The following is a 23,713-nucleotide window of genomic DNA, read 5'->3' as shown; positions in this document are numbered from 1 at the left end:
GATTTTTGTTAAATGAAGTAACAAAAAAAACATAGGATACAGAAAAAAATGACCAACGCACCTGCCCGCGTCACCGCCACACCTGTTGCGCTGGAATTTATCGGTGCGCTGCAAAACAAATACGGTCCGCTATTATTCTTTCAGTCCGGTGGTTGCTGTGATGGCAGTTCACCCCTGTGTTACGCCAGGAATGAATATGGCATAGGCGATGCCGATGTGTATCTGGGCGATCTGGATGGCACGCCGTTTTACATGGGTAGCGATCAGTTTGAATACTGGCGGCACACCCAATTGATCATTGATGTGGTGGCTGGCATGGGCGGCATGTTTTCGCTCGACAATGGCACAGGCAAACGCTTCCTGACGCGATCACGTCTGTTCACAGATGAAGAAAATAATTTGCTGGGCGCTGCCGTGTTGCACGGTCCACAAGTGTAATCAATCGCTCTTCAAAGCCGCCAGTTTGCGATAAATTGTATTGCGCGACACGCCCAATGCCTTGGCGGCAGCAGAGACATTCCCCTGATGCCGTTGTAAAGCCTGTTGTATGGCATCCATTTCCAATACTTCCAGGCTGGATGCTGGCTGAGTGGTCGTTGCAGATGAGGCCGCTGGCGCGCTTATCGCCTCCATATCTTCCAGAAAATCTTCAGGAAGATGTTCCAGCCGGATTTCCATATCGGCATCCGTCATGACGATGGCCGTGCGCAACAAATTCGTCAATTGACGGAAGTTGCCCGGCCAGCCATGAGCGTGAAAGACTTGCATGACCGCGGGCGCAATTCTGTACTGCCGCCCCTCGCTCTCTGTCGCCAGCACTTTCTCTATGACGATGCCAAGATCAGAGCGCTCACGCAAGGGTGGCAGGCGCACGACCAGCCCATTCAGGCGGTAATACAGGTCATCGCGAAATTCGCCTTTGCCTATCATCTCGCGCAGATTGCGATTGGTGGCGCAAATCAGGGCGAGGTTGACGGGAATGGATTTGCTGCTGCCCAGCGGCGTCACCATGCGTTCCTGCAAGACACGCAGCAAGCGTGCTTGCAGGTTCAGGGGCATGTCGCCGATTTCATCCAGAAACAGCGTGCCACCATTCGCCTGCAAGATCTTGCCTACATTACCCTTCTTGCGCGCACCGGTAAAGGCACCATCTTCATAGCCGAATAATTCGGATTCAATCAGGGTTTCGGGTATCGAGGCGCAATTTACTGCCACAAAGGGACCGGATTTGCGCGGTGAATCATTGTGCACCGCCTGCGCCAGCAGTTCCTTGCCGGTGCCGGTTTCCCCCGTCACCAGGACGGAAATATCCCGACCTATGACACGCTTGAGTTTATCGATGGCGCGGGCGACTTGTTCATCACCCGTATCCAGATAATGCAGGCTGGATAATTTGGGTCTGGTTTCGGCAACCTGTGCTATTTGCGGTTCACGCGCATTGTCAAGCACATGGCGGGCGGCGGCAGACTGACGTTTCAGGCTCTGGCTCTTGGCATACACGCGCACACCGTTGTGCAGGCACAGCGTTAGCAAACCCGGTGCAGCCGTCCGGTAATGCTCGTGCAGGGCGGATACCGGCAAGCCAAACAGAGATGAAAAGGTATGTGCCTGCAGGGCAGACAAGCTCAACCCCAGTTGGAACAAGCCACTGCGGCTAGCCGACAAAAAGCGGCCATCGCTGTCAAAACAGGCGATGCCTTCCATCAGCGTACCCAGAAATTCCGGGCGGCTATGGAAACTCAGTTTGATGGCATCCTGAAAAGACGAGGCAAATAATTGGTTTTCTATCATCTGCGCCGACATACGCACCAGCGCCATGGTGTGTTTGTGGAAATTATGCTGGTCACCGGTCACGTCCAGTACGCCGATGACATTGCCCATGACATCAAAAATCGGGGCAGCGGAACAAGTCAGAAAGCTGTTTGCTTCCAGGTAATGTTGATCTGCATGGACTATTGTTGGCATTTTTTCGGCAATGGCGGTGCCGATGGCATTGGTACCTTTGCTACGTTCTGACCACGCCACACCGCGGCTAAGTGCCACTCTGTCGGCTTTTTCCAGAAAATCGGCATCCCCCAGAGTGTGAATGATGAGCCCATTCACGTCGGTCAGGATGACCATATTATGCGTGTTGATTATTTGTTCATACAGGGTTTCCATGACGGGCACTGCATGCTGATGCAAGACCTGGTTTTGCTCCAGCAGCGCTTTCAGGTCAGTCTTGCCCAAAGGGCCATAATCCGGCGCAGCTGTGCGCGGTATGCCATAGGCGGCGGAACGTTCATGAGCCTGTTCTATCATCATGTGAGCAGATGAAGCAGAAATCAGGCCAAGGTCAGAAACTTGCCCTGATGAAATTCTTGTATCACGTATGTGCATACGGGTCTCCAGCAACATGGCCGATTTTATTGGCTCTGAGGGCTTAATGTAACACCATTGGTATCTGATGTCGGCAACTCCCATCAGATTTTAGTCCTTCCTTTCTCCCATCATCTTGACCCAGGTCAGCTACACTGAATTGTGCTTTCCTCTATAATGAGAGGATTCGTTATTTAAGGAAGATAGCCATGAGCGACGTACAAAGCTGGATTAAAGAAACCGTCACAGGAAACCCTGTCGTTTTATTCATGAAAGGAACTGCCCAGTTCCCACAATGCGGCTTCTCTGGCCGTGCCGTGCAATTGCTGAAAGCCAGTGGTGTGGAAAACCTGGTCACCATCAATGTGCTGGAAGACCCGGAAGTACGTCAGGGCGTCAAGGATTATTCCAACTGGCCTACGGTTCCACAACTGTATATCAAGGGTGAATTTGTCGGCGGTTCTGACATCATGAATGAAATGTTTGAAAGCGGCGAACTGCAAGCCCTGCTGAAAGACTAAGACAGGAATGACTGCACCTGCCGCCTCCAAGCGCCTGATTGTTGCCATTACCGGTGCGACAGGTGCTGTCTACGGCGTGCGCCTATTGCAGGTTTTGCGTAATATTTCCGGTGTAGAAAGTCATCTGCTGATTTCAGAAGCAGGTGTACTGAATCTGCATCAGGAAATGGACATGAAGCGCAAGGATGTCGAAGCCATGGCCGATGTTGTCCACAATGTGCGCGATGTCGGTGCCAGTATTGCCAGCGGTTCGTTTTTATCGGATGGCATGGTCATCGCCCCTTGCTCAATGAAGACCCTGGCAGCCGTGGCACACGGCTTGTCTGACAATCTGATCACCCGTGCGGCCGATGTGGTCTTGAAAGAACGCCGCCGTCTGGTCTTGATGGTGCGCGAAACACCCTTCAATCTGGCCCACTTGCGCAATATGACTGCCGTCACCGAAATGGGCGGCATCATCTTCCCACCCCTGCCGGGTTTTTACCACCGCCCACAAAGCATAGACGAGATGGTCGACCACACTCTCGGTCGCGTACTCGACATGTTTGCCCTTCCGCATGAACTGACACCTCGCTGGCAAGGTATCAAAGAAAACGCTTAGCAAGCTCATAGAGAGTACGTACATAGCTGTCATGGCGCGTCACAAGCCCGTCGACCATTCGCGGAAAATTTTTTCCACGCAATTTACTACGAGGTCCGGTCCAACGAAACAAACAGAAAAAACGGGGCAGATGATAAATCTGTCCCGTTTTTTATTGGGGTAAATGAGCAATCAAAGATTGTTCTTCAAAAACTCCCACTTGGCTTTTTGTAGCGACCATATTATCCAGTCCCCACGTGGGCTGTGGCCTGCACCTGGATACAATTGCAGGCTGTAGTCCTTACCATTCCTGATCAATTCATCGATCAGCATGACAGTATTTTGCGGATGCACATTGTTGTCCATGGTGCCATGCATGAGAAGGATTTTACCGCTCAGCTTATTGGCTGCTTTCAACACACTGCCTTTGTCATAGCCTTCGGCATTTTCCTGCGGCAAACCCATGTAGCGCTCGGTATAGATGCTGTCATACAGGCGATAATCAGTGACTGGCGCGCCGGCAAAACCTATCTTCCAGGCCGTGCTGTGGGTCATCGCATACGAGGTCATATAGCCGCCGTAACTCCAGCCATTCAGGGCTATCCTGTCCATGTCGGCCCAGCCTTGGTGGCGCAGCCATTCCAGGCCATCCAGTTGATCCTGCAATTCCAGTTGACCCAGTTTTTTATGTATCGGCCAGGCACTGACTGCGCCCTTGTTGCTGGCACTGCGGTTATCCAGTATCCACACCACATAACCCTGTTGTGCCAGGAAGTGATGCCAGAGATTGTTGTTCCAGCGGTCCGTAACCTGCGGTGTCATGGGGCCGGCATACAGATGCTGGTAGACAGGGTATTTTTTCTTCGGATCAAAATCTGGTGGCAGGAATAACAGGCTTTCCATCAAAAAACCATCCCGCGCTTTGATTTGCTGTTGTGTCACGGTAGCCAGTTTCAGACCCTGCATTTTTTCTGGCATGCCGACATCATCAACCAGCTTCAGGGACGTGCCTTCGGCATTGAAGACAGCTTGCCTTGGCGGCTGCTTCAGGCTGCTCCAGCTATCGATGAAGTGCGTATATGCAGTATTCCAATGCGCCATATGGGTGCCTGACTCTGTCGTCAGTCTTTGCAGTTTGCCACCCTCCAGGCTGACGGCATACACATCGTTGCCTATGGGATTGCGTTCATTGGCGGCAAACAATACCCTGCCCCGGTTTTCATCCACCCCATAGATGCTACGGACATCCCATTCACCCTGGGTGATGGCCCCCTTCAACTGGTAATGTGTGTCATACCTGTACAAATGCCGGTGACCCGTACGGTCTGATTCCCAGACAAAGCTGCCATCCTTCAAGAACTGAGGCAATGGCAAACGATCAGTCCATGCCGGGCCGCTTTCACGCAGCAATTGCGTGCTACGGTATTGAGCGTCATATAAACGCAAATCCAGCCAGGTCTGTACCCGGTCTTGCCAGGATGCCAGCAATTTGCCGTCTGGTGTCCAGCCTACCTGTACGATCAGGGTTTCCTTGCCGGCATACGGGCTTTCAGTCCAGCTGGTTTTGCCGGCCATATCGACGACACCCAGCCTGACATCGGGATTGGGGTCGCCAGCTTTGGGGTAACGGGCGCGCTCAGTCCTGGCCGGCTGTACATGGTCACCGCTGAGGGTATACACCGGCACCCGACTTTCATCAAAACTCAGGTAAGCCAGTTTTTGCGAATCGGGTGCCCACCAGAAAGCACGCAGAGGGCCACGACCATACACTTCTTCCATGTACACCCAGTCAAGACGGCCATTAAATACAGTTTCACTGCCGCTGGTGGTCAGCCTTTTTTCGGTAGCACTGGCGACGTTGGTCACATACAGGTCATTCCCTTTCAGGTAAGCAACCGATTGCAGATCGGGGGATAGCAGGGCTTCATCTTCTGCCACATCAGGTGTGTGTGTCAGTTCCCTGACTTTGCCCCGTTGCAGATCGAGCAACCATACATCATTCTTGTAAGTGAACAGATAAGACTTCAGTTCAGGCTTGATCAGTGGCGTCAACTTGTCCACCTGGGCTTTGGCTTCTGGTTCCGGAATACCAGCCGTCATCATCATGGCCAGGATATTGCCATCCGCCGGCAAAGCCTGTTTTTCCCAGGTGACTGGATTGACCACCAGCTGCTGGACAACACCATTGACACTCTGGGTTTCTATCAGCCGGTTTTGCGCATCCCATGCCAGGCGGGTGAGCGGCCTGGTATCAAATTTTTCTTTTTTTGTCGGGTGATACAGCATGTCCAGACTCAACATCCCCTCTTGTGCCTGTACCTGGCTGGCAGCCATGGCCGCCAGACAAAGACACAACAAGCTTACCCTGCAATATGCATGATGCAACTTCATAACATTCCTCACCCATCAATATTGCGAAATTAGATAATTCCATGCCAAGGCATGAAGCAGGATGTGGACTGATTTCACCACAAGGTGTGAAATCAGTTCTCGTTTTACCAAGGAATTATGACTGCAGTCACTGGAATACAGTTCCTGCGTAGCCGGAATATGAAGAAAAATAGTGTGAAATCGCACGATCAGTCGATCATGCAAACAGGTGCTAAGCGATCGATTTCCGGGCGGATGCTACAACCTGGCTTTGTCCATGGCAGGGGAAACCGCTTTTTATTTAGGCACCTTGTTCATCACTGTCCAGTACAGACCCGCCTGTGCAACGACGCTCATGAAGGCATCGAAATCAACCGGCTTGATCAGGTAGCTATTAACGCCCAGCTTATAGCATTCCGTCACGTCCCGGCCTTCTGCTGACGACGTCAGCATCACTACCGGAATAGTCTTGCTGCGGTCATCGGCCTTGATCCGCCTGAGCACCTCGACACCATCCATTTTCGGCATTTTGATGTCCAACAAAATCAGCCTGGGATCGCCCTTGGCACGGCCTGCGTATTCGCCGGTATTAAAAATAAAATTCAGCGCAGCCACGCCATCCCTGACCCAGACCAGCTTGTTACCCAGGTTATTCTTTTTCAGCGCACGCATGGTCAATTCTGCGTCTTCTTCACTGTCTTCAACCAGCAAAATTTCTATTGCTTCCAGTTCATCCATTGTTCTCTCCCATAGGCAAGGTGAAAAAGAAAGTGGCACCTTCATCGACGACGGATTCCGCCCAGACACGTCCACCGTGCCGGCTGACAATGCGATGTACGATGGCAAGACCAACACCGGTGCCACTGAATTCATCGACATGATGCAGGCGCTGAAACACACCAAACAACTTGTCATAGTATTCCATATTAAAGCCGGCACCGTTGTCCTTGATCATATACCTGAGTACACCATCCTCGACACTGCCGCTGATCTCAATACGTGGCTGCTCTTTTTTGCTGCTGTACTTGATCGCATTGGACACCAGGTTCACCCAAGCTTGCTTCATCAGGCTACGATCTGCAAATGCCGGCGGCAAAGCCTGCAATTGTATCTCTGGCGGATCGGGCAAGTTCTGTACGGCGTCGTTAATGACTTCCTGCACCAGCATTGTCATGTCGATCTGAAATTTGACGACATCCTGGCGACCCAGCCTGGAAAAGGCCAACAAGTCATCAATCAGATTACCCATGCGCTGACTATTGCTACGTATGACTGCAAGGTAACGTGCTGCGCTCTGGTCCAGGGTGGCGGCATAGTCTTCTTCCAGCATGCGGCCAAAGCCATCAATGGCGCGCAAAGGTGCGCGTAAATCATGCGAGATCGAATAAGTAAAACTCTCCAGATCAGCGGTACGCTCTGCAATCCTTGCTTCCAGCGTCTGATTCAGTTCTTGCAGTTCATCATTCAGCAGAGCCTGTGCCCGGGTTCTTTCTTCGACCTTGCTTTCGAGTTCAGTATTCGATTGTTGCAAAGCCAGTTCCAGCGCATTGCGCTGATCATTCTGGTTTTTTAGCAGCCAGAAAGTGAACAGCAAAATCGCGAAACCGAGCAGATTACCAATCACAATAATGGAAATCGTGCTGGACGTACTTTGTATGGAATCCTGTTTTCTTTGTACCAGAAAAAGACTCTCTGCATTTGCAAACTGATTCATCATCAGTATCAGAGGTTTAAATTCCACATCCAGCCTGGAACCATTCGCATCGCTGGATTCTTCCGGCAAAATCCGCTGTGCAGCATCCAGGTGCCTCTGCAAGACCTGGCGTAACTGTGTCAACCTGTTTTGCTGCGTGGGGTTGTCTTTGCTAAGGCGTTGCAACTCAAGTAGTTTGTCGTCCATTGCCGCAGTGATGGCCTTGAATTCATGTTGATCGCCGGCGCGCCTGGCCTGCTGCAAAGTACTGATCACTTCATCTGCAAACAGCCTGACCTGATAAGTGTGATCCACCCAACTGGTGCGCGCATCCATTGCCCGCAGACTGCCATAAGAAACAAACATGGTGCTGATCAGCACCGTGACTGCGACACCCAGGAACAGGTAGATATTCGATTCTTTTTTGGCTGCACCATCGGATTCCGCTCTTTCCATTAACAGCGTGCAGGCAAACAGACTCATACCCAGGCCGGTTGAAAAAGCCATGCGCGGAAACCCATACCAGGTATAGGCAAGGTCCAGCAACAACGCATATCCCACCATGCCCAGCAAACTGATGGTCAGCATGATGGCCGCCAGCATGCGCGGCTTCAGGTAAAGAAGGCCCTCTCTGTGCAGCAAGCCAACGCCGCCCGCCATGAATGCCAGCGCGGTATTGGGTGCCATGCGGCCTGGATAGGGGTTGGCATCATCAAACCAGCGATGCAGGTCGGGCATATCCAGGCCCGTACCGATGGACAGCACGTTCTCCAGCAACATCACCCCACCAATCAACACAATGGTAATGCCTGCCAAATTACGTATCAATGCGGTATGTGCCGCGCGAAACATAGGCAACACAAATGCAATGCCTGCACAAAAAAAACAGAATGCAGTAGAAAACACCATGACTGTACTGCTGGGGAATAGCAGCACCCACAGTGGCTGCCGTGTCACCCAGCCTATCATCGTCTCTGCACCGAGCGCCATCAAGCCTAGCCCGATCAATCCCGGTTGAGTGACAAGACGCTTCATAGTCCGGCTCTCCTTACGGTCAAAGTTTGATGCCTATTCAAACACATGCCACTTCAGGATCAGATTCAGGCAAGCTGCTCCAGACTTGCATCAAGTTTTAGAACCTGTTTACGATCTTAGTGCATTAATGCCTGTCAATCATGGCAATTTCAACAATTGACAAAATGAGAATATCAGAAAAAACTCAGTTTTGCCTGTAATTATTGATTTGATTATTTGCCTGTTAAGGCGACGGGAAGTTTCTTCGAATAAATACTGTCGCTAGCTACGAACAGGATTCGCGCTCAATGCATGGCAGAGAAAGTCTGGAAAGACTACTGGCCTGCGGGAAAACTACAGGGGGATTTTGCAACAAAGAAAAGGATAGTAAAGGGACTAAGAAGGAACAAAGAAGGGATAAAGAAGGGATAAAGAAAAAACCCATCGTCATTGCTAACGATGGGTTTTTAATTTGGTGCCGACTGCCGGAATCGAACTGGCCACCTGATGATTACAAGTCAACTGCTCTACCAAATGAGCTAAGTCGGCGAAACTGTTTTCGTTTTTGCTTCGTTGCCGTTGCATTCCCGAAGTCCAAGATTATAGGCTACTTTATTATTTTTAGCGAGGGCTTTTCTGATTTTTTTTCAGGTTTTTTTACTTCTGCTTGCGGCGCCGTGGCTTCTACCGGTGTTAGCTTGCTGTTCACTGCAGCCAGACCGATGACCGGTTTGACGGGTTCTGCTGCTGCCTCATCGGCTGCAGGGGCCGCGCTCGCTTCGCCGAGATCGACTTCAAATGCCATCCCCTGGCCATTTTCACTGGCATACACTGCCATGACGTTTTCGACTGGCACATGGATTTCGCGCGAAACGCCACCAAATCTGGCTTTGAAGGCGACGGCATCATTATCCATCTTCAGACCACTGGTGGCACCGAAGCTGATGTTGAGGACAATCTCGCCATTGCGTACAAATTCCATGGGAACGCGTGCGGCATGATTCACTTTGACTGCCATATATGGTGTGTAGCCATTGTCGGTACACCATTCATAAATGGCACGCATAAAATAGGGCTTGGTGGGTATTTCTTGCATGGCTATACCATCAGACGAAAATTGTATTTCAAGAATAGGCGCGGAGTCGAAAAACAACAAGGCTGACGTAACGCATCAGCCTTGTTATCCCCTATCTGCTACAGACAGCGCTTAACGACGCATGACCTTTTCAGAAGGAGTCAGTGCTTCGATATAGGCAGGACGAGAGAAGATGCGTTCTGCATATTTCATCAGCGGTGCTGCTGTTTTCGACAATTCTATACCGTAGTGATCGAGGCGCCACAACAAGGGAGCAACGGCCACGTCCAGCATGGAGAATTCATCACCCAGCATGTATTTGTTCTTGACGAACAAAGGGGCAAGCTGCGTCAGGCGATCGCGGATTTCTGCGCGTGCCTTGTCCTGTACCTTGGCCGACGCGGTGTTCTTGTCGTTTTCCAGGGTATGGACGTGGATGAACAATTCTTTTTCAAAATTGAACAACATCAGGCGGGCACGTGCACGTTGCAGCGGGTCTGCCGGCATCAGTTGCGGATGCGGGAAACGTTCATCGATGTATTCGTTGATGATATTGGATTCATACAATATCAATTCACGCTCAACCAGAATCGGTACCTGACCATAAGGATTCATGGTCGAGATATCTTCCGGTTTATTAAACAGATCAACATCGCGGATTTCAAAATCCATGCCTTTTTCAAACAGAACCAGGCGGCAACGTTGGGAAAATGGGCAAGTTGTGCCCGAGTAGAGAACCATCATTTTATAGTTCCTTAGAAACGATCAGGGCGAGGAGCCAGTTTTGCGCACCTCACCCCAGGGATTACACGTCCATTTACGACGGAGAAAAACGGACGATCTCAAAAATCCCCGGCTCGCACTGTAAGCAGCGCCAACCGGGAACATTACATTTATTTGACTTCTTTCCAGTAGGACGCATTCAAGCGCCATGCCAGTGTGGCCAAACTCGCCATGAACAGCAATACCCAAACGCCCAGACGTTTGCGTGTGCTTTGTGCAGGCTCGCCCATCCATTGCAGGTAAGCGACCAGGTCGCCCACTGCATTGTCATACTCGAGAGAAGTCATGGTACCTGGCTTGACTGTTTCAAAACCGTCGAATCTATGAACGGTTTTGGATTCATCATGCGCGTCTTTTTCTTCTACCATTTTGACTGTGCGCGTGCCTTGCAATTCCCACAGTACGTGCGGCATGCCGACGTTGGGGAATACCATATTGTTCCAGCCGGTTGGACGGGATTCATCTTTGTAGTAAGTACGCAGATAAGTGTAAATCCAGTCAGCACCGGAACCTGCTTCGGATGCCTTGGCACGGGTAATCACGGACAGGTCTGGTGGCACCGCGCCGAACCATGCCTTGGCATCTTTTGCTGCCAGGGTGGTCTTCATCAGGTCACCGACTTTTTCACCGGTGAACAAGAGGTTTTGCCTGACCTGGTCATCGGTCAAACCGATATCTTTCAAACGGTTGTAACGCATCGCAGATGCTGAATGGCAATTCAGGCAGTAATTGACGAACAATTTTGCGCCGTTTTGCAGCGCTGCCATATCGGTAGAGCGGTCAGGAGCGTGATCCAGTGGGAAAGTACCGCTATTTGCCATTGCCAATGCTGGTGCAAAAGCCAATACAGCGATCAGTTTTTTAAGTAATTTCATGCTTATTCTTCCTCGCTTTTTCTCAGTGCGCTGCAAATGTAACGCGCTTGGGCACGGGCTTAAATGTTCCCATTGCACTCCACCATGGCATCAGCATGAAGAAGCCGAAATAAATGACCGCGCAAACTTGAGAAATACGCTCACGAACTGGTGAAGGTGGTTCCACGCCCAGATAACCCAGCGTCACGAATGCAATACCAAATACGATGTACACATATTTGTGCCAGTCAGGGCGATAACGTATTGATTTAACTGGGGATACGTCCAGCCATGGCAAGAAAGCCAGGATCACGACAGAACCGCCAAACAATACCACACCCCAGAATTTTGCATCGAGACCGAAAGGTGTCATGCCGATGATGGCAACCAGAGCGATCAGTGCAATGGCGATCTTCAGCAATTGTGGCAGCTTGGTTGTCAGCCAGATCAGTGCAACATAAGCAGCGGCACCAATTTGTACGACATACAGGAACTCGGAAGTAGTTGCACGCAGAATCGAGTAGAACGGCGTGAAATACCAGGTCGGTGCAATGTGCGGAGGCGTTTTCAGGGAATCAGCCGGGATAAAGTTGTTGTATTCCAGGAAATAACCACCCATTTCTGGTGCAAAGAAGACAACTGCACTGAAAATCGTCAGGAACACAGTCACGCCAAAAATATCGTGGAAAGTGTAATAAGGGTGAGAAGGCACGCCATCAACAGGGTGACCGTCCGGTCCCAGGTTATCCTTGATTTCGATACCGTCAGGATTGTTCGAACCCACTTCATGCAAGGCGATCAAGTGAGCGGCCACCAGGCCCAGCAAGACCAGGGGAATAGCGATGACGTGGAAAGAGAAGAAGCGATTCAATGTCGCATCAGACACCACGTAGTCACCACGGATCCACAGGGAAAGATCAGGACCGATGAAAGGAATGGCACCAAACAAGTTAACAATAACCTGTGCACCCCAGTAAGACATCTGGCCCCATGGCAGCAGGTAACCGAAGAAAGCTTCGGCCATCAGGCACAGGAAGATGGCAAAACCGAACAGCCAGATCAGTTCACGTGGCTTGCGATATGAACCGTACAGGAAAGCACGGGTCATGTGCAGGTACACGACGATAAAGAATGCCGAAGCGCCCGTTGAGTGCATATAGCGCACCAGCCAACCCCATGGCACATCACGCATGATGTATTCAACCGACGCAAACGCCAGCGTCGCATCTGGTTTGTAATGCATCACCAGGAAAATACCGGTAACGATCTGGATAACCAGCACCAGCATGGCGAGGGAACCGAAGATGTACCAGAAATTGAAGTTCTTGGGTGCGTAGTACTTGCCCCATTGATCATTCCACAGCTTGGTCAGCGGGAAACGGGAATCTACCCAGTTCAAGGCCTTGTCCACGACAGGAGCGTCCGCCGGGAGTTTTTTCTCAACAAATGCCATGATTAAGCCTCGCCTTTCTCATCTTTACCGATGATGATTTTGCTGTCTGATAAAAACATGTGACGAGGCACATCCAGATTTTGAGGCGCTGGTTTGTTTTTATATACACGGCCAGCCAGATCAAAAGTCGAACCGTGGCATGGGCAGAGGAAGCCGCCTTTCCAGTCATCCGGCAAGGATGGCTGTGCACCTTCCTGGAATTTGGAACTTGGAGAGCACCCCAGGTGCGAGCAGATACCGACTGCCACCAGGATATCGCTGTGTTCTTTGCGTGAACGGCTTTGCTTTTCGCAATAGTCCGGCATTTCCATGGTGTAGGGCTTTTCCGATTTTGGATCGGCTACCTTGTCTTCTGTCTTGGCCAGACTCGCCATCATTTCTGGCGTACGCTTCAGTATCCATACTGGCTTACCGCGCCATTCCGTGGTCGTCATTTCACCCGGTTTCAAGGCCGAAATATCCACTTCCACCGGCGCGCCTGCTGCCTTAGCACGCTCGGATGGCTGGAAAGTGCTTACCAGCGCCCCTGCCGTTGCCAAGCCTGCCACACCACCCGCCGCGCAAGTGGCGACGAGCAAACCGCGACGGCCGGAATCGACCTGCTTTTCGATACTCATACCAACCCCATTCTGTCAATAATCAAAACTTGATGAAGCACAACCCAGCTTCTAGCAACCTTAAATTATAAATGAGGCGGGTATGGTTTTAAAGAAAAAGATATCCGAATCGCCAACTTGAAGGCTTTTTTCGACATTTAGCCCCTCAATAGCGTGCTTCAGCTAGTCTTAAACCTGTTTAAAGTCCAGAATTCCAATCGGGATTTGGCATTTGCTTGGGGATGGAAAACACAATTAACAAAATTCCGTGCCCTTTTCATATGATTTGGGCATTAAAATCTTGTCACTTATATTTGGACATGGCATGCATATCCGTCAAGCCCATCAAACAGGAGACTTTCATGAGTATGTTGCAAGAATTTAAAACCTTTGTCAGCCGTGGCAATGTCGTCGATCTGGCCGTTGGTGTCATTATCGGTGCCGCCTTTGGCAAAATCGTTGATTCGCTGGTCGGCGACATCGTCATGCCTGTCATCGGCCGTATCGTCGGTGGCCTGGACTTTTCCAATTACTATATCCCGCTGAATGGTCAGGGCACACATCTGGTACTGGCAGAAGCCAAAAAGGCAGGTGGTGTGATCGCTTACGGTAATTTCATTACGGTCAGCGTCGGTTTCGTCATCCTGGCTTTTGTGATTTTCCAGATGGTGAAACTGGTGAATGCTATGAAAAAGGCAGAGCCAGCACCAGAACCGGCACCAGCAGTGACTGCCGAAGACATCCTGTTGTTGCGCGAGATACGCGATGCATTGAAGAAGTAAGGATATACGCTCTCCCTTGTCTGCAAGGGAGAGTTGCTTCGGGTGTCGCCACACCGGGTGTCGCTACACGGGATTATCAATATCCACGAAGCTATGCTGTATGCCCAGTTGCGCAGCAATGAAGTTACCCAGGCTTTGCACGCCAAAACGCTCGGTCGCATGATGGCCGCAAGCCAGGTAGGCAACCCCTGATTCCCGCGCCAGATGCACCGTAGGTTCTGAAATTTCCCCACTCAGATAGACACTGGCACCCGCCGCAATCGCCTGATCCAGCATGTTTTGCGCGGCACCGGTACACCAGGCAATGCGTCCCAGCGGTGTTGCCGGATCACCAATCAGCAAGGGCTTGCGCCCCAGTTTAAGCTCTACATGCAGCGCCAGGTCGGCCATGGTGTTGAGTTGTACATTGTCTGCCCGCCCCAGCCAGCCCAGGTCATTTTCACCAAAACGCCCATCGGGCAGCAAACCCAGGCAGCGGGCCAGACCGATGTTGTTACCCAGTTCTGCATGTCCATCCAGTGGCAGATGATAGGCAAACAGTGAGATATCATGCTTTAGCAACAGCTTCAAGCGGCGGTGTTTCTGGCCGATCACGCGCATGTCTTCGCCACGCCAGAAATAGCCATGGTGCACCAATACAGCATCCGCCTGCAGTTCTACCGCCTTCTCCAGTAGGGCCAGATTGGCAGTCACACCGCTGACTATATGTTTTATTGTATCGCGCCCTTCCACCTGCAAGCCATTTGGGCAATAATCACGAAAGTAATTGACTTGCAATTCTTTTGCCAAAAAGTGTCCCAGTTCATCCCGATTCACTGATTTCATACTCATTCTCACTATGCGTCGTCTTTGGTTATTGTTTGCCCAAACTGTCACTGTCGGTCTGGCGATATGGTTTATTGTAACCACCTTGAAACCCGGGTGGGTAAAAGGCGGTTATCGCGCCGGCCAGGATTTGCCCTTGAACGCAGGTGTCACCGTCAAGGAAGCACCGGCCAACAGCGTGCCGGCACAAAGTTCTTACGGCGCAGCAGCCAAGCATGCAATGCCGTCGGTGGTGAATATTTATACCTCAAAAGAAGTCAGGCAACGTCGCAATCCGCTGTTGAATGACCCTTTCCTCAAGCGTTTTTTTGGCGACCAGCAAAATCCGCAGGCAGAACGCCTGTCCAGCCTGGGTTCTGGCGTGATAGTCAGCACCCAGGGTTATATCCTGACGAATAACCACGTCGTTGAATCTGCCGACGACATCGAAGTCGCGCTGGCCGATGGCCGCAAGGCAAATGCCAAGGTGGTGGGTACCGATCCGGAAACCGATCTGGCCGTCATCAAAATCGATTTGACCGATTTACCGGCCATCACCCTTGGTCGTTCGGACCAGGCCAGTGTCGGCGACGTCGTGCTGGCCATAGGCAATCCTTTCGGTGTCGGCCAGACTGTCACCATGGGCATTATTTCTGCCCTGGGTCGCAATAACCTGACCGACAATGCCTTTGAAAACTTTATCCAGACCGATGCTGCCGTCAATCCCGGTAATTCTGGTGGTGCACTGGTGGATGTGAATGGCAACCTGCTCGGCATCAATACCGCGATTTATTCGCAAAATGGCGGCTCGGTCGGCATAGGCTTTGCCATTCCGGTGTCCACCGTCAAACTGGTGATGGAATCCATCATCACCAATGGCCATGTGGTGCGCGGCTGGATAGGCGTGGAACCGCAAGACATCACACCTGAACTGGCTGACAGTTTTGGCCTGAAACAAAAATCCGGCGCCATCATTGCTGGCGTCATCCGTGGCGGCCCGGCTGACAAGGCAGGTATGAAGCCAGGTGACATCCTGATTGCGATAGAAGGCAAAGCCGTTGGCGACACCACCCAGATGCTGAATCTGGTGGCACAGCTAAAACCTGGCAACAAGGCTAAAATTACTGTCTTGCGTGACACCAAGGAACCCACACTGGAAGTCCTGATAGGCAAACGCCCACCGGCACGCAAAGAAGAACAGAGAGAATAAAATCCCATGCACCTGATTGATTTACAAGCTTATCTGTCCGAACTGGGCGATAACAATAACCGCGCCTGGTTTGTCATGAACAAGCCGCGCTATGACATCTTGCGCGCAGAATTTTTGCAACTGGTAACGGAACTGATCGCCGACATCAGCAGGTTTGATCCCTCCATTGCTGGACTGGAGCCGAAAAAAGCCCTGTTCCGCATCAACCGTGACGTCCGTTTTGCCCATGACAAGTCACCCTACAAGACCACATTTTCTTCGTCCATCGTACCCTACGGACGCAAAAAACCCAGCGAAGGCGGTGGGCCGGCCTATTATTTCCAGATGGATGGCACTGGCCGCCTGTTTTATGCCTGCGGAGAATACATGCCGCCTTCAGACCGCCTGAAAGCGATCCGCAATCACATCGTGGCTGACCCGGATGGCTTTGCCAAGGTCTTGAAGGACAAGAAGCTGAAACAGTATTTTGGTGTCTTGCAGGATGAAGGCAAGCTGCAACGTCCGCCGAAAGGCTTTGATGCTGATCTGCCTCACATAGAGCAGATCAAGCTGAAGAATTTCATGGTGTGGACAGAATGCCCGCTCAAGGGCATGGATACGGATGATCTGAAAGCCACCCTGCTGAAAGCCTACCAGAGCGCGAAGCCGCTGGTAAGCTGGTTAAGGTCAGTGCCCGCCGTTTGATTCCGTCGATTCGGGTGCCTGGGTTGCCTTCACAAACAGCGGAGCAATCAGCAAACCCAGTTCAAACAGGATAATCATCGGTACCGCCAGCGAAAACTGGCTGACGATGTCGGGTGGTGTCACGATGGCGGCAATCACAAAGGCACCCACAATGACATAGGGGCGTATGGCCTTGAGTTTTTCCAGTGGTACCAGGCCCATGCGTACCAGCACCACCACCACCACCGGCACTTCAAACGTCACCCCAAACGCCAGGCACATGGAAATGATGAAATCCAGATAGTTCTCTATGTCTGGTGCCACGCTGATGGAAGCAGGTGCAAATTCATTGATGAATTTGAAGACGCGGCCAAACACCAGGAAATAACAGAACGCGACGCCACTCAGAAACAGCACCGATGAAGAAATCACCAGCGGTGCAACCAGGCGTTTTTCATGGGTGTACAAGCCGGGAGCGATGAAAGCCCAGGCCTGGTAAAGTATCCACGGCAACGCCAGCATGAAAGCCATCAGCAAGGTGACTTTCATCGGTACCAGGAACGGTGATATGACGCCTGTCGCGATCATTTTTGAACCTGCCGGCAGGGATGCCAGCATGGGTTTTGCAAGAAAGTCATAGATCGCCGATGGCCCTGGCCATGCCATCAGGGCAGCACAGGCAATCAGCAGGCCATACATGGCCTTGACCAGCCGGTCGCGCAATTCGACCAGGTGCGAGATGAAACTTTCTTCAGGACTGTGTTCCGTTTGCTCGCTCATGCGAATACCGCCAGATTATAAAAACGCAAAAACATAAGCGACAATTAAAAGAAGCTGCTGCCAGAACGGGCTGTTACGCGATGGCGTGCCATTCTAGCCGAGCCTGAGATGATTTTCTGCCTTTGGCCATGGCGATTTTTGTACCAGGCTGGTACAGCAGAAGTGCGGGCCAATTTCTTGCGACGGAAATTTTTTACCTTGACTGCCAGTTGTTCCGGCGTAGCGGTATGCAAAAGTGCAGATTCGGTTTCCTGGCCGATGTTACGCAGTTCATTTTCGGTTTCTGACCAGGTCTGATGTATCGATTGCTCGACATTCTGGGCAGCTTCCTGCACATCCTTTTGCATTTTGCGCAATTCTTCCAGCTCGATTTCGCGACTGACTTCGGATTTCACTTCATTGATATAGCGCTGCGCCCGTCCCAGCAGGGTACCGGCCATCCTTGCCACTTTGGGCAATTTTTCAGGGCCTATCACTATCAAAGCAACCACACCAATCAGGGCGAGTTTGCTAATACCCAAATCTATCATTGGTCAGACCTGGGCAAGAAATCCGGATGAACAGTCAAAAAAAACATCACAGCTTGGATTTTTCTTTTGCTTCTACGTCTATAGTGCTTTTATCGGCAACCTGCTGGGAAGCAGCAGTTTTTTCCTCTTCGCCTTTGATGCCATCCTTGAAGCCCTTGACAGCCTTGCCCAGATCGGAACCGACATTACCCAGTTTTTTGGTACCAAACACCAATACGATTACCACCAGAACAATCAGCCAATGCCAAATACTTAATGAACCCATTACTTACTCCTTGTGAGAGACTTGCTCCCGAAAAATATGATGATCAGAACATCCAGTCCTGATGGGAATCCGATGACCGTAACGCGTATTCTATCGCACGGTCAGCCAGTCTCAGCGTTGTCCACGCCACGGTTTGGGGCCGCCGATCACATGCATATGCAGATGATACACCTCCTGCCCGCCATCCGGTCCGGTGTTGATCAGGGTTTTGTAACCCCCCGTTAAGCTGCCATCAGCCTCTTGCACAAGGGCACAACCTTGCTCTTGTGCCAACTTGGGGACCAAAGCCAGCATTTTACCCAACAAAACCGTATGTTCCTGCTGTACTGAAGACAAGGTATCGATATGGATTTTAGGGATAATCAGCAGGTGCACCGGGGCAGCCGGGTTGATATCTTTAAAAACCAGTAATTCTTCATCTTCATAGACACTGGCAGAAGGAATCTGTTTGCTAGCTATTTTACAAAAAATGCAGTTATCCACGTTTTACCCGTTCATTTCAACAAGATGCATGATTATTTTGAGGCCGATCACGCATCCTTGCGTGCCGCTTTTTCGTCTATACCAGAAATACCTTCGCGCCTGGCCAGCTCATCCAGCACCTGTTGAGGGCTGAGATCATACTGCGCCAACATGACAAGCGAGTGAAACCACAGATCAGCACACTCATATAAAAGCTTGGTGGCATCACCGGACACCCGCGCATCCTTGGCGGCCATCACGGTTTCCGTTGCTTCTTCGCCTATCTTTTTCAAGATGGCGTCGTCACCCTTGGAAAACAGGCGGGCCACATACGATTTGTCCGGATCACCGCCATTCGCCAGTTTGCGGCTTTCTATGATCTCTGCCAGACGCTGCAAAGTCTGCTCTTGTGTTGCTGTCATTTTGCCACGCTCATTTGTAAATACTCATTTGTACATACTTATTTGTAAATGTTTTCCGGGTCTTTCAGTACAGGATCAACCGCTTCCCAGTCACCATCATTGAGGCTACCTTCAAATTTCTGGAAAAAGCAGGAATGACGGCCAGTGTGGCAGGCGATGCCGTCAGTCTGTTCTATCTTCAGCAAAACCACGTCTTCATCGCAATCGATACGGATTTCCTTGACCTTCTGGATGTGGCCCGATTCTTCACCTTTATGCCAGAGCTTCTTGCGGGAACGACTCCAGTACACGGCTTCACCCAGCTCCACCGTTTTCGACAGGGCATCCCGGTTCATCCAGGCAAACATCAGTACGTCATTGCTGCTGGCTTCCTGGGCGATGACAGGCACCAGGCCATTTTCATCCCATTTAACCTTGTTCAACCATTTTGCCGCGCTCATGACAACCTCATGGGAATATGTTGTGCCGCCATAAATTGCTTTGCTTCACCTACCGTATGTTGTCCGTAATGGAAAATGCTGGCCGCCAGTACGGCATCCGCACCGCCCACTTTGATGCCATCCGCCAGGTCTTGCAGACCACCCACGCCGCCAGAGGCAATCACGGGGATAGACACGGCATCCGACACCGCACGGGTCAGGCCCAGATCGAAGCCGGAACGGGTACCGTCCTTGTCCATACTGGTCAGCAGGATTTCACCGGCACCCAGTTTCGCCATATGCTGTGCCCATTCAACCGCATCCAGGCCAGTGGCATTGCGGCCACCGTGGGTAAATACTTCCCACTTGCCGGGCGCTACATTCTTGGCATCGATGGCAACCACTATGCATTGCGAACCATATTTATGCGCCGCATCCGCCACCAGTTGCGGGTTGGTGACTGCCGAGGTATTGATACCGACCTTGTCGGCACCGGCATTCAGCAGACGGCGCACATCGGCCACCGTACGCACACCGCCGCCGACTGTCAGCGGAATAAACACTTGTGAAGCCACGGCTTCGATAATCGGCAAGATCAGGTCGCGTCCGTCGGAAGAGGCGGTGATATCGAGAAAAGTAATTTCATCTGCACCCTGCCCGTCATAACGGCGGGCGATTTCTACCGGGTCACCGGCATCGCGCAGTTCCTGAAAATTAATGCCCTTGACGACACGACCAGCAGTCACATCGAGACAAGGGATAATACGTTTGGCTAAGCTCATTCCATCTCTTCTTCGTCGTCGAATTCACCGCTGAGTTCATCGGCACGATCTTGTGCTGACGACAAATCCAGGGTGCCTTCGTAAATCGAACGGCCACAAATCACGCCTTCCACGCCTTCATCCTGGACTGCACACAAGGCTTCCACATCCGCCAGGTTGTGCACGCCGCCAGAGGCAATCACAGGGATGCTGACGGCTTGCGCCAGCTTGACCGTGGCATCAATGTTGACGCCACCCATCATGCCGTCGCGGCCGATGTCGGTATAGATGATGGCTTCGACACCGTAGTCTTCAAATTTCTTGGCGAGGTCGATGACTTCATGGCCAGATAATTTGCTCCAGCCATCCGTCGCCACCTTGCCATCCTTGGCATCGATGCCGACGATGATCTGGCCCGGAAAGGCGCTGCAGGCATCTGCCAGAAAGCCAGGGTTCTTGACCGCTGCAGTACCAATGATGATGTAGGACAGACCATCGTCCAGATAACGTTCTATCGTGTCCAGATCGCGGATACCGCCGCCTAGCTGCACGGGGATTTCTTCGGTATCGGTTTCTTCGGCATAATCACGCACGGCCTGGATGATGGCTTTGACTGCAGCCTCATTTTTGGGCTTGCCGGCAAAAGCACCGTTCAGATCCACCAGATGCAGGCGGCGAGCGCCCTGACGCAGCCAGTGGCGCGCCATTTCAGCAGGATCTTCGGAAAACACGGTAGCCTGGTCCATATCACCTTGTTTAAGGCGTACGCAGTGACCGTCTTTCAGGTCGATAGCAGGAATGAGCAGCATGATATGAGAAAAAGTGTGGGCGTCAGATAGACAATAAAAGTGATTAGTAAAACCGAAAAGCAAAAACCTGTTCAGGAAAAAATGCGCTTAAGGTTTCCAGTGTACAAAATTCTTATACAGTTGCAAGCCGGCTGCTGCACTCTTTTCAGGGTGAAACTGTGTCGCAAAAATATTGTCGCGGGCTACAGCGCAGGCAAACGGGCTACCATAATCGGTCAGCCCGACGGTATGCAGGCCATCGACAGGGCGCGCATAGTAGCTGTGCACAAAATAAAAATAAGCATCGTCTGCAATATCTTGCCACAAAGCGTGAGACCGCGATTGATGCACGCGGTTCCAGCCCATTTGCGGCACTTTGTAACGCGACCCATCTTCCTGCAACTGACCTTCCAGCGCAAAGCGTACCACTTTGCCGGGCAACAGGCCCAGGCCGGGTGTTTCACCTTCTTCACTGATGTCAAACAGCATTTGCTCGCCTACGCAAACACCGAACAGGGGTTTGTTACGGGCAGCTTCCAGCAAGGCATCTTGCAAGCCTGATTCACGCAGGCAACTCATGCAATCGGGCATGGCCCCCTGCCCCGGCAAAACGATGCGGTCAGCGCTTTGGATATCGGCAATTTCGCCAGAGATCAACACATTAGCATCCGGCGCAACGGCACGCAGGGCTTGCGCTACCGAGCGCAAATTGCCCATACCGTAATCTACAACAACAATTTTGTTCATAATGATTTACCAGCATGGCTGGTATCAGGATTTAAAGGCTGCCTTTGGTCGAAGGTATGGTCCCAGCGGCACGCGCATCCAGCTCGGTTGCCATGCGCAAGGCGCGGCCAAAAGCTTTGAATACGGTTTCGCACTGATGATGGGAGTTGTCGCCGCGCAAGTTGTCGATGTGCAAGGTCACCAGGGCATGATTGACGAAGCCCTGAAAGAATTCACGAGTCAGGTCAACATCAAAATTGCCTATCATGGCGCGGGTAAAGGGAATATGGTATTCCAGACCGGGGCGGCCAGAAAAATCGATGACCACGCGTGACAGTGCCTCATCCAGGGGCACATAGGCATGGCCATAACGGCGTATACCTTTTTTATCACCGATCGCCTTGGCAAATGCCTGGCCCAGCGTAATACCGACATCTTCCACGGTGTGGTGGGCATCGATATGCAGATCACCGACGGCTTCTATGTCCAGATCGATCAGGCCATGACGGGCGATCTGATCCAGCATGTGGTCAAGAAAAGGCACACCGGTGTTCAGTTTTTGCTGGCCGCTGCCATCCAGATTGATGGCAACACGGATTTGCGTTTCATTGGTATTGCGGGTAACCGCCGCAATGCGTTCAATTGGCTTGTTCATTTTGATGATAAAGATGCTGCCAGGGCAGCAAGAAAAAGAGCATTCTCTTCCCGGGTACTGACTGTAATGCGCAGACAATTTCCCAGCAGATTATGCATTTTACCTACATTTTTGACTAAAATTTTTTGTTCGCGTAATTTCACAAAGACTTGTTCGGCATTCGCAACACGAATCAACACAAAATTGGCAGCCGACGGGAACACTTGCACGCCTGGCAAACCTGCCATCGCAGCCATCAGGGCAGTGCGTTGCTGGCGCAATTCTGCTGCCTGGGCATCCAGTACTTCCACTCTTGCCAACACAAATTCTGCCGCCGCCTGGGTCAGCACATTGATGTTGTAGGGTGGACGCACTTTTTCAAATTCATGCATCAGAGCATTATTTCCAGCCATATAACCCAGGCGTATACCTGCCAAGCCCAACTTGGACACGGTACGCATGACCACCAGGTTATCAAATTCCGCCAGTCTGGGCATGAAGCTGGCCTGGGCAAAGGGTTGATACGCTTCATCAACGATAACGATGCCCTGGTTGCCGGCTGCCTGCGAAATCGCGACCATGTCATCGGCATCATACAAACTGCCGGTAGGATTATTCGGATAGGCCAGGTAGATGATGGCAGGTTGATGCTCGGCAATAGCAGCCAGCATGGCGGTTTTGTTCAGCGTGAAATCTGCATTCAGGTCTACGCCAACAAATTCCAGTCCGGCAAACAGGGCAGACATCGCATACATGACAAAGCCAGGCACGGGGGCCAATACCTTGGCACCAGGTTTGGCACAGGCGATGGATACCATGCTGATGAGTTCATCCGAGCCGTTACCCAGCACGATGTCATGCGCTGCAGGCACGCCTAGCTTGTCGGCAATTAATTGCTTGAGGCTGGCATAGGCTGGTTGTGGGTAACGGTTAAGTGCCACACCCGCCAGATGCCGGGCCAGTTCCTGTTGCATGTCCGCTGGCAACTGGTAGGGATTTTCCATCGCATCCAGTTTCAGGAAACCGCTGGCATCCGGCACGTGGTAGGCGGACAGGCTGGCGATTTCAGGGCGTATCAGTTTGGTGATGCTCAATTCTTGCTCCATGTTCAGGGCTAGTGGAGTGCAACGGTTGAAGCAGAAGTGAAGGGCGCGTGACAAATACTTCGCC

At 51.5% G+C, this 23,713-nt stretch carries 27 protein-coding genes and 1 tRNA gene; 6 read left to right on the top strand and 22 right to left on the bottom strand.

Going from position 1 to position 23,713, the window contains the following annotated elements; genetic code table 11:
• Window positions 1-48: 48 nt before the first annotated feature.
• Window positions 49-438, top strand: a complete 390-nt coding sequence (locus tag ACO0LM_RS07685) for a DUF779 domain-containing protein (RefSeq protein ID WP_423035806.1) — start codon at window positions 49-51, stop codon at window positions 436-438.
• On the opposite strand, the gene ACO0LM_RS07680 is transcribed toward ACO0LM_RS07685, so the two are convergent.
• Window positions 439-2,301 (bottom strand): sigma-54-dependent Fis family transcriptional regulator, encoded by a 1,863-nt coding sequence (locus ACO0LM_RS07680; RefSeq protein WP_423035874.1) that lies wholly within the window; start codon window positions 2,299-2,301, stop codon window positions 439-441.
• A 266-nt stretch (window positions 2,302-2,567) separates the two neighbouring features.
• Between ACO0LM_RS07680 and grxD the strand changes: the two genes are divergently transcribed.
• Entirely contained in the window at window positions 2,568-2,879 is a 312-nt protein-coding gene (gene grxD, locus ACO0LM_RS07675) for a Grx4 family monothiol glutaredoxin (protein WP_186947667.1), read from the top strand.
• A gap of 7 nt (window positions 2,880-2,886) precedes the next feature.
• Entirely contained in the window at window positions 2,887-3,480 is a 594-nt protein-coding gene (locus tag ACO0LM_RS07670) for a UbiX family flavin prenyltransferase (RefSeq protein ID WP_423035804.1), read from the top strand.
• A gap of 171 nt (window positions 3,481-3,651) precedes the next feature.
• Here the strand turns inward: ACO0LM_RS07670 and ACO0LM_RS07665 are convergent, their stop codons facing one another.
• From ACO0LM_RS07665 to petA, 9 genes are all read right to left on the bottom strand, one after another.
• Window positions 3,652-5,817, bottom strand: a complete 2,166-nt coding sequence (locus ACO0LM_RS07665) for a S9 family peptidase (protein WP_423035802.1) — start codon at window positions 5,815-5,817, stop codon at window positions 3,652-3,654.
• 309 nt (window positions 5,818-6,126) lie between these two features.
• Complete coding sequence (locus ACO0LM_RS07660; protein ID WP_423035800.1) at window positions 6,127-6,567, bottom strand: response regulator; 441 nt, start codon at window positions 6,565-6,567, stop codon at window positions 6,127-6,129.
• A complete protein-coding gene (locus ACO0LM_RS07655) occupies window positions 6,560-8,557 on the bottom strand; it encodes a sensor histidine kinase (RefSeq protein ID WP_423035798.1) in 1,998 nt (665 codons plus the stop codon). Before ACO0LM_RS07655 ends, ACO0LM_RS07660 begins: the two co-directional genes overlap by 8 nt.
• Before the next feature lie 452 nt (window positions 8,558-9,009).
• A tRNA-Thr gene (locus ACO0LM_RS07650) sits at window positions 9,010-9,085 on the bottom strand.
• 58 nt (window positions 9,086-9,143) lie between these two features.
• Window positions 9,144-9,632, bottom strand: coding sequence for a ClpXP protease specificity-enhancing factor (locus tag ACO0LM_RS07645; RefSeq protein ID WP_423035796.1), 489 nt, complete (start codon window positions 9,630-9,632; stop codon window positions 9,144-9,146).
• 111 nt (window positions 9,633-9,743) lie between these two features.
• A complete protein-coding gene (locus ACO0LM_RS07640; protein ID WP_110256517.1) occupies window positions 9,744-10,355 on the bottom strand; it encodes a glutathione S-transferase N-terminal domain-containing protein in 612 nt (203 codons plus the stop codon).
• Window positions 10,356-10,504: 149 nt separating this feature from the next.
• Window positions 10,505-11,269: a cytochrome c1 gene (locus ACO0LM_RS07635; protein WP_423035794.1), complete on the bottom strand. Its 765-nt coding sequence runs from the start codon at window positions 11,267-11,269 to the stop codon at window positions 10,505-10,507.
• Window positions 11,270-11,291: 22 nt separating this feature from the next.
• Window positions 11,292-12,704: a cytochrome b gene (locus tag ACO0LM_RS07630; protein WP_423035872.1), complete on the bottom strand. Its 1,413-nt coding sequence runs from the start codon at window positions 12,702-12,704 to the stop codon at window positions 11,292-11,294.
• Window positions 12,704-13,318 carry a ubiquinol-cytochrome c reductase iron-sulfur subunit gene (petA, locus tag ACO0LM_RS07625; protein ID WP_423035792.1) on the bottom strand — a complete coding sequence of 205 codons (615 nt, stop codon included), beginning with the start codon at window positions 13,316-13,318 and terminating at the stop codon, window positions 12,704-12,706. Before petA ends, ACO0LM_RS07630 begins: the two co-directional genes overlap by 1 nt.
• Window positions 13,319-13,659: 341 nt before the next feature.
• On the opposite strand from petA, the gene mscL reads away from it, so the two are divergent.
• Complete coding sequence (mscL, locus tag ACO0LM_RS07620; RefSeq protein ID WP_422983246.1) at window positions 13,660-14,079, top strand: large conductance mechanosensitive channel protein MscL; 420 nt, start codon at window positions 13,660-13,662, stop codon at window positions 14,077-14,079.
• A gap of 63 nt (window positions 14,080-14,142) precedes the next feature.
• Here the strand turns inward: mscL and ACO0LM_RS07615 are convergent, their stop codons facing one another.
• Entirely contained in the window at window positions 14,143-14,910 is a 768-nt protein-coding gene (locus ACO0LM_RS07615) for a Nif3-like dinuclear metal center hexameric protein (protein WP_423035790.1), read from the bottom strand.
• A gap of 7 nt (window positions 14,911-14,917) precedes the next feature.
• On the opposite strand from ACO0LM_RS07615, the gene ACO0LM_RS07610 reads away from it, so the two are divergent.
• Together ACO0LM_RS07610 and ACO0LM_RS07605 are read left to right on the top strand one after the other, a co-directional pair.
• Window positions 14,918-16,093: a Do family serine endopeptidase gene (locus tag ACO0LM_RS07610; RefSeq protein ID WP_423035788.1), complete on the top strand. Its 1,176-nt coding sequence runs from the start codon at window positions 14,918-14,920 to the stop codon at window positions 16,091-16,093.
• A 6-nt stretch (window positions 16,094-16,099) separates the two neighbouring features.
• Window positions 16,100-16,777 (top strand): DUF2461 domain-containing protein, encoded by a 678-nt coding sequence (locus ACO0LM_RS07605; RefSeq protein ID WP_423035786.1) that lies wholly within the window; start codon window positions 16,100-16,102, stop codon window positions 16,775-16,777.
• Here the strand turns inward: ACO0LM_RS07605 and tatC are convergent.
• The 11 genes from tatC to hisC form a co-directional block, all read right to left on the bottom strand.
• On the bottom strand, window positions 16,760-17,536 hold the full coding sequence (gene tatC, locus ACO0LM_RS07600) for a twin-arginine translocase subunit TatC (protein ID WP_422983254.1): 777 nt from the start codon (window positions 17,534-17,536) through the stop codon (window positions 16,760-16,762). The two genes, ACO0LM_RS07605 and tatC, sit on opposite strands and share 18 nt — an antisense overlap.
• 44 nt (window positions 17,537-17,580) lie before the next feature.
• Entirely contained in the window at window positions 17,581-18,066 is a 486-nt protein-coding gene (tatB, locus tag ACO0LM_RS07595) for a Sec-independent protein translocase protein TatB (RefSeq protein WP_422983256.1), read from the bottom strand.
• A 46-nt stretch (window positions 18,067-18,112) separates the two neighbouring features.
• A complete protein-coding gene (gene tatA / locus ACO0LM_RS07590; RefSeq protein WP_422983260.1) occupies window positions 18,113-18,331 on the bottom strand; it encodes a Sec-independent protein translocase subunit TatA in 219 nt (72 codons plus the stop codon).
• 111 nt (window positions 18,332-18,442) lie between these two features.
• The gene (locus ACO0LM_RS07585) at window positions 18,443-18,814 is read right to left on the bottom strand and encodes a histidine triad nucleotide-binding protein (RefSeq protein ID WP_423035784.1); all 372 of its coding nucleotides are present in this window, start codon (window positions 18,812-18,814) and stop codon (window positions 18,443-18,445) included.
• A gap of 47 nt (window positions 18,815-18,861) precedes the next feature.
• Window positions 18,862-19,215, bottom strand: a complete 354-nt coding sequence (locus ACO0LM_RS07580) for a phosphoribosyl-ATP diphosphatase (RefSeq protein WP_423035782.1) — start codon at window positions 19,213-19,215, stop codon at window positions 18,862-18,864.
• A gap of 38 nt (window positions 19,216-19,253) precedes the next feature.
• Window positions 19,254-19,655, bottom strand: coding sequence for a phosphoribosyl-AMP cyclohydrolase (hisI, locus tag ACO0LM_RS07575; RefSeq protein ID WP_423035780.1), 402 nt, complete (start codon window positions 19,653-19,655; stop codon window positions 19,254-19,256).
• Window positions 19,652-20,416: an imidazole glycerol phosphate synthase subunit HisF gene (gene hisF, locus ACO0LM_RS07570; RefSeq protein WP_186947693.1), complete on the bottom strand. Its 765-nt coding sequence runs from the start codon at window positions 20,414-20,416 to the stop codon at window positions 19,652-19,654. Before hisF ends, hisI begins: the two co-directional genes overlap by 4 nt.
• Entirely contained in the window at window positions 20,413-21,204 is a 792-nt protein-coding gene (gene hisA / locus ACO0LM_RS07565) for a 1-(5-phosphoribosyl)-5-[(5-phosphoribosylamino)methylideneamino]imidazole-4-carboxamide isomerase (RefSeq protein ID WP_422983270.1), read from the bottom strand. Before hisA ends, hisF begins: the two co-directional genes overlap by 4 nt.
• Before the next feature lie 87 nt (window positions 21,205-21,291).
• Window positions 21,292-21,930, bottom strand: a complete 639-nt coding sequence (hisH, locus tag ACO0LM_RS07560) for an imidazole glycerol phosphate synthase subunit HisH (RefSeq protein ID WP_423035778.1) — start codon at window positions 21,928-21,930, stop codon at window positions 21,292-21,294.
• 31 nt (window positions 21,931-21,961) lie between these two features.
• Complete coding sequence (hisB, locus tag ACO0LM_RS07555) at window positions 21,962-22,564, bottom strand: imidazoleglycerol-phosphate dehydratase HisB (protein WP_422983274.1); 603 nt, start codon at window positions 22,562-22,564, stop codon at window positions 21,962-21,964.
• Complete coding sequence (gene hisC / locus ACO0LM_RS07550; RefSeq protein WP_423035776.1) at window positions 22,561-23,649, bottom strand: histidinol-phosphate transaminase; 1,089 nt, start codon at window positions 23,647-23,649, stop codon at window positions 22,561-22,563. Before hisC ends, hisB begins: the two co-directional genes overlap by 4 nt.
• Between the last annotated feature and the right edge of the window lie 64 nt (window positions 23,650-23,713).

Origin of the sequence: Undibacterium sp. Di26W (assembly GCF_049340265.1) — a bacterium.
In the GTDB taxonomy this organism is placed as follows: Bacteria; Pseudomonadota; Gammaproteobacteria; order Burkholderiales; family Burkholderiaceae_D; genus Undibacterium.
The sequence above is the reverse complement of the archived record's forward strand: the minus strand, read 5'-3'. Positions and strand labels throughout refer to the sequence as shown.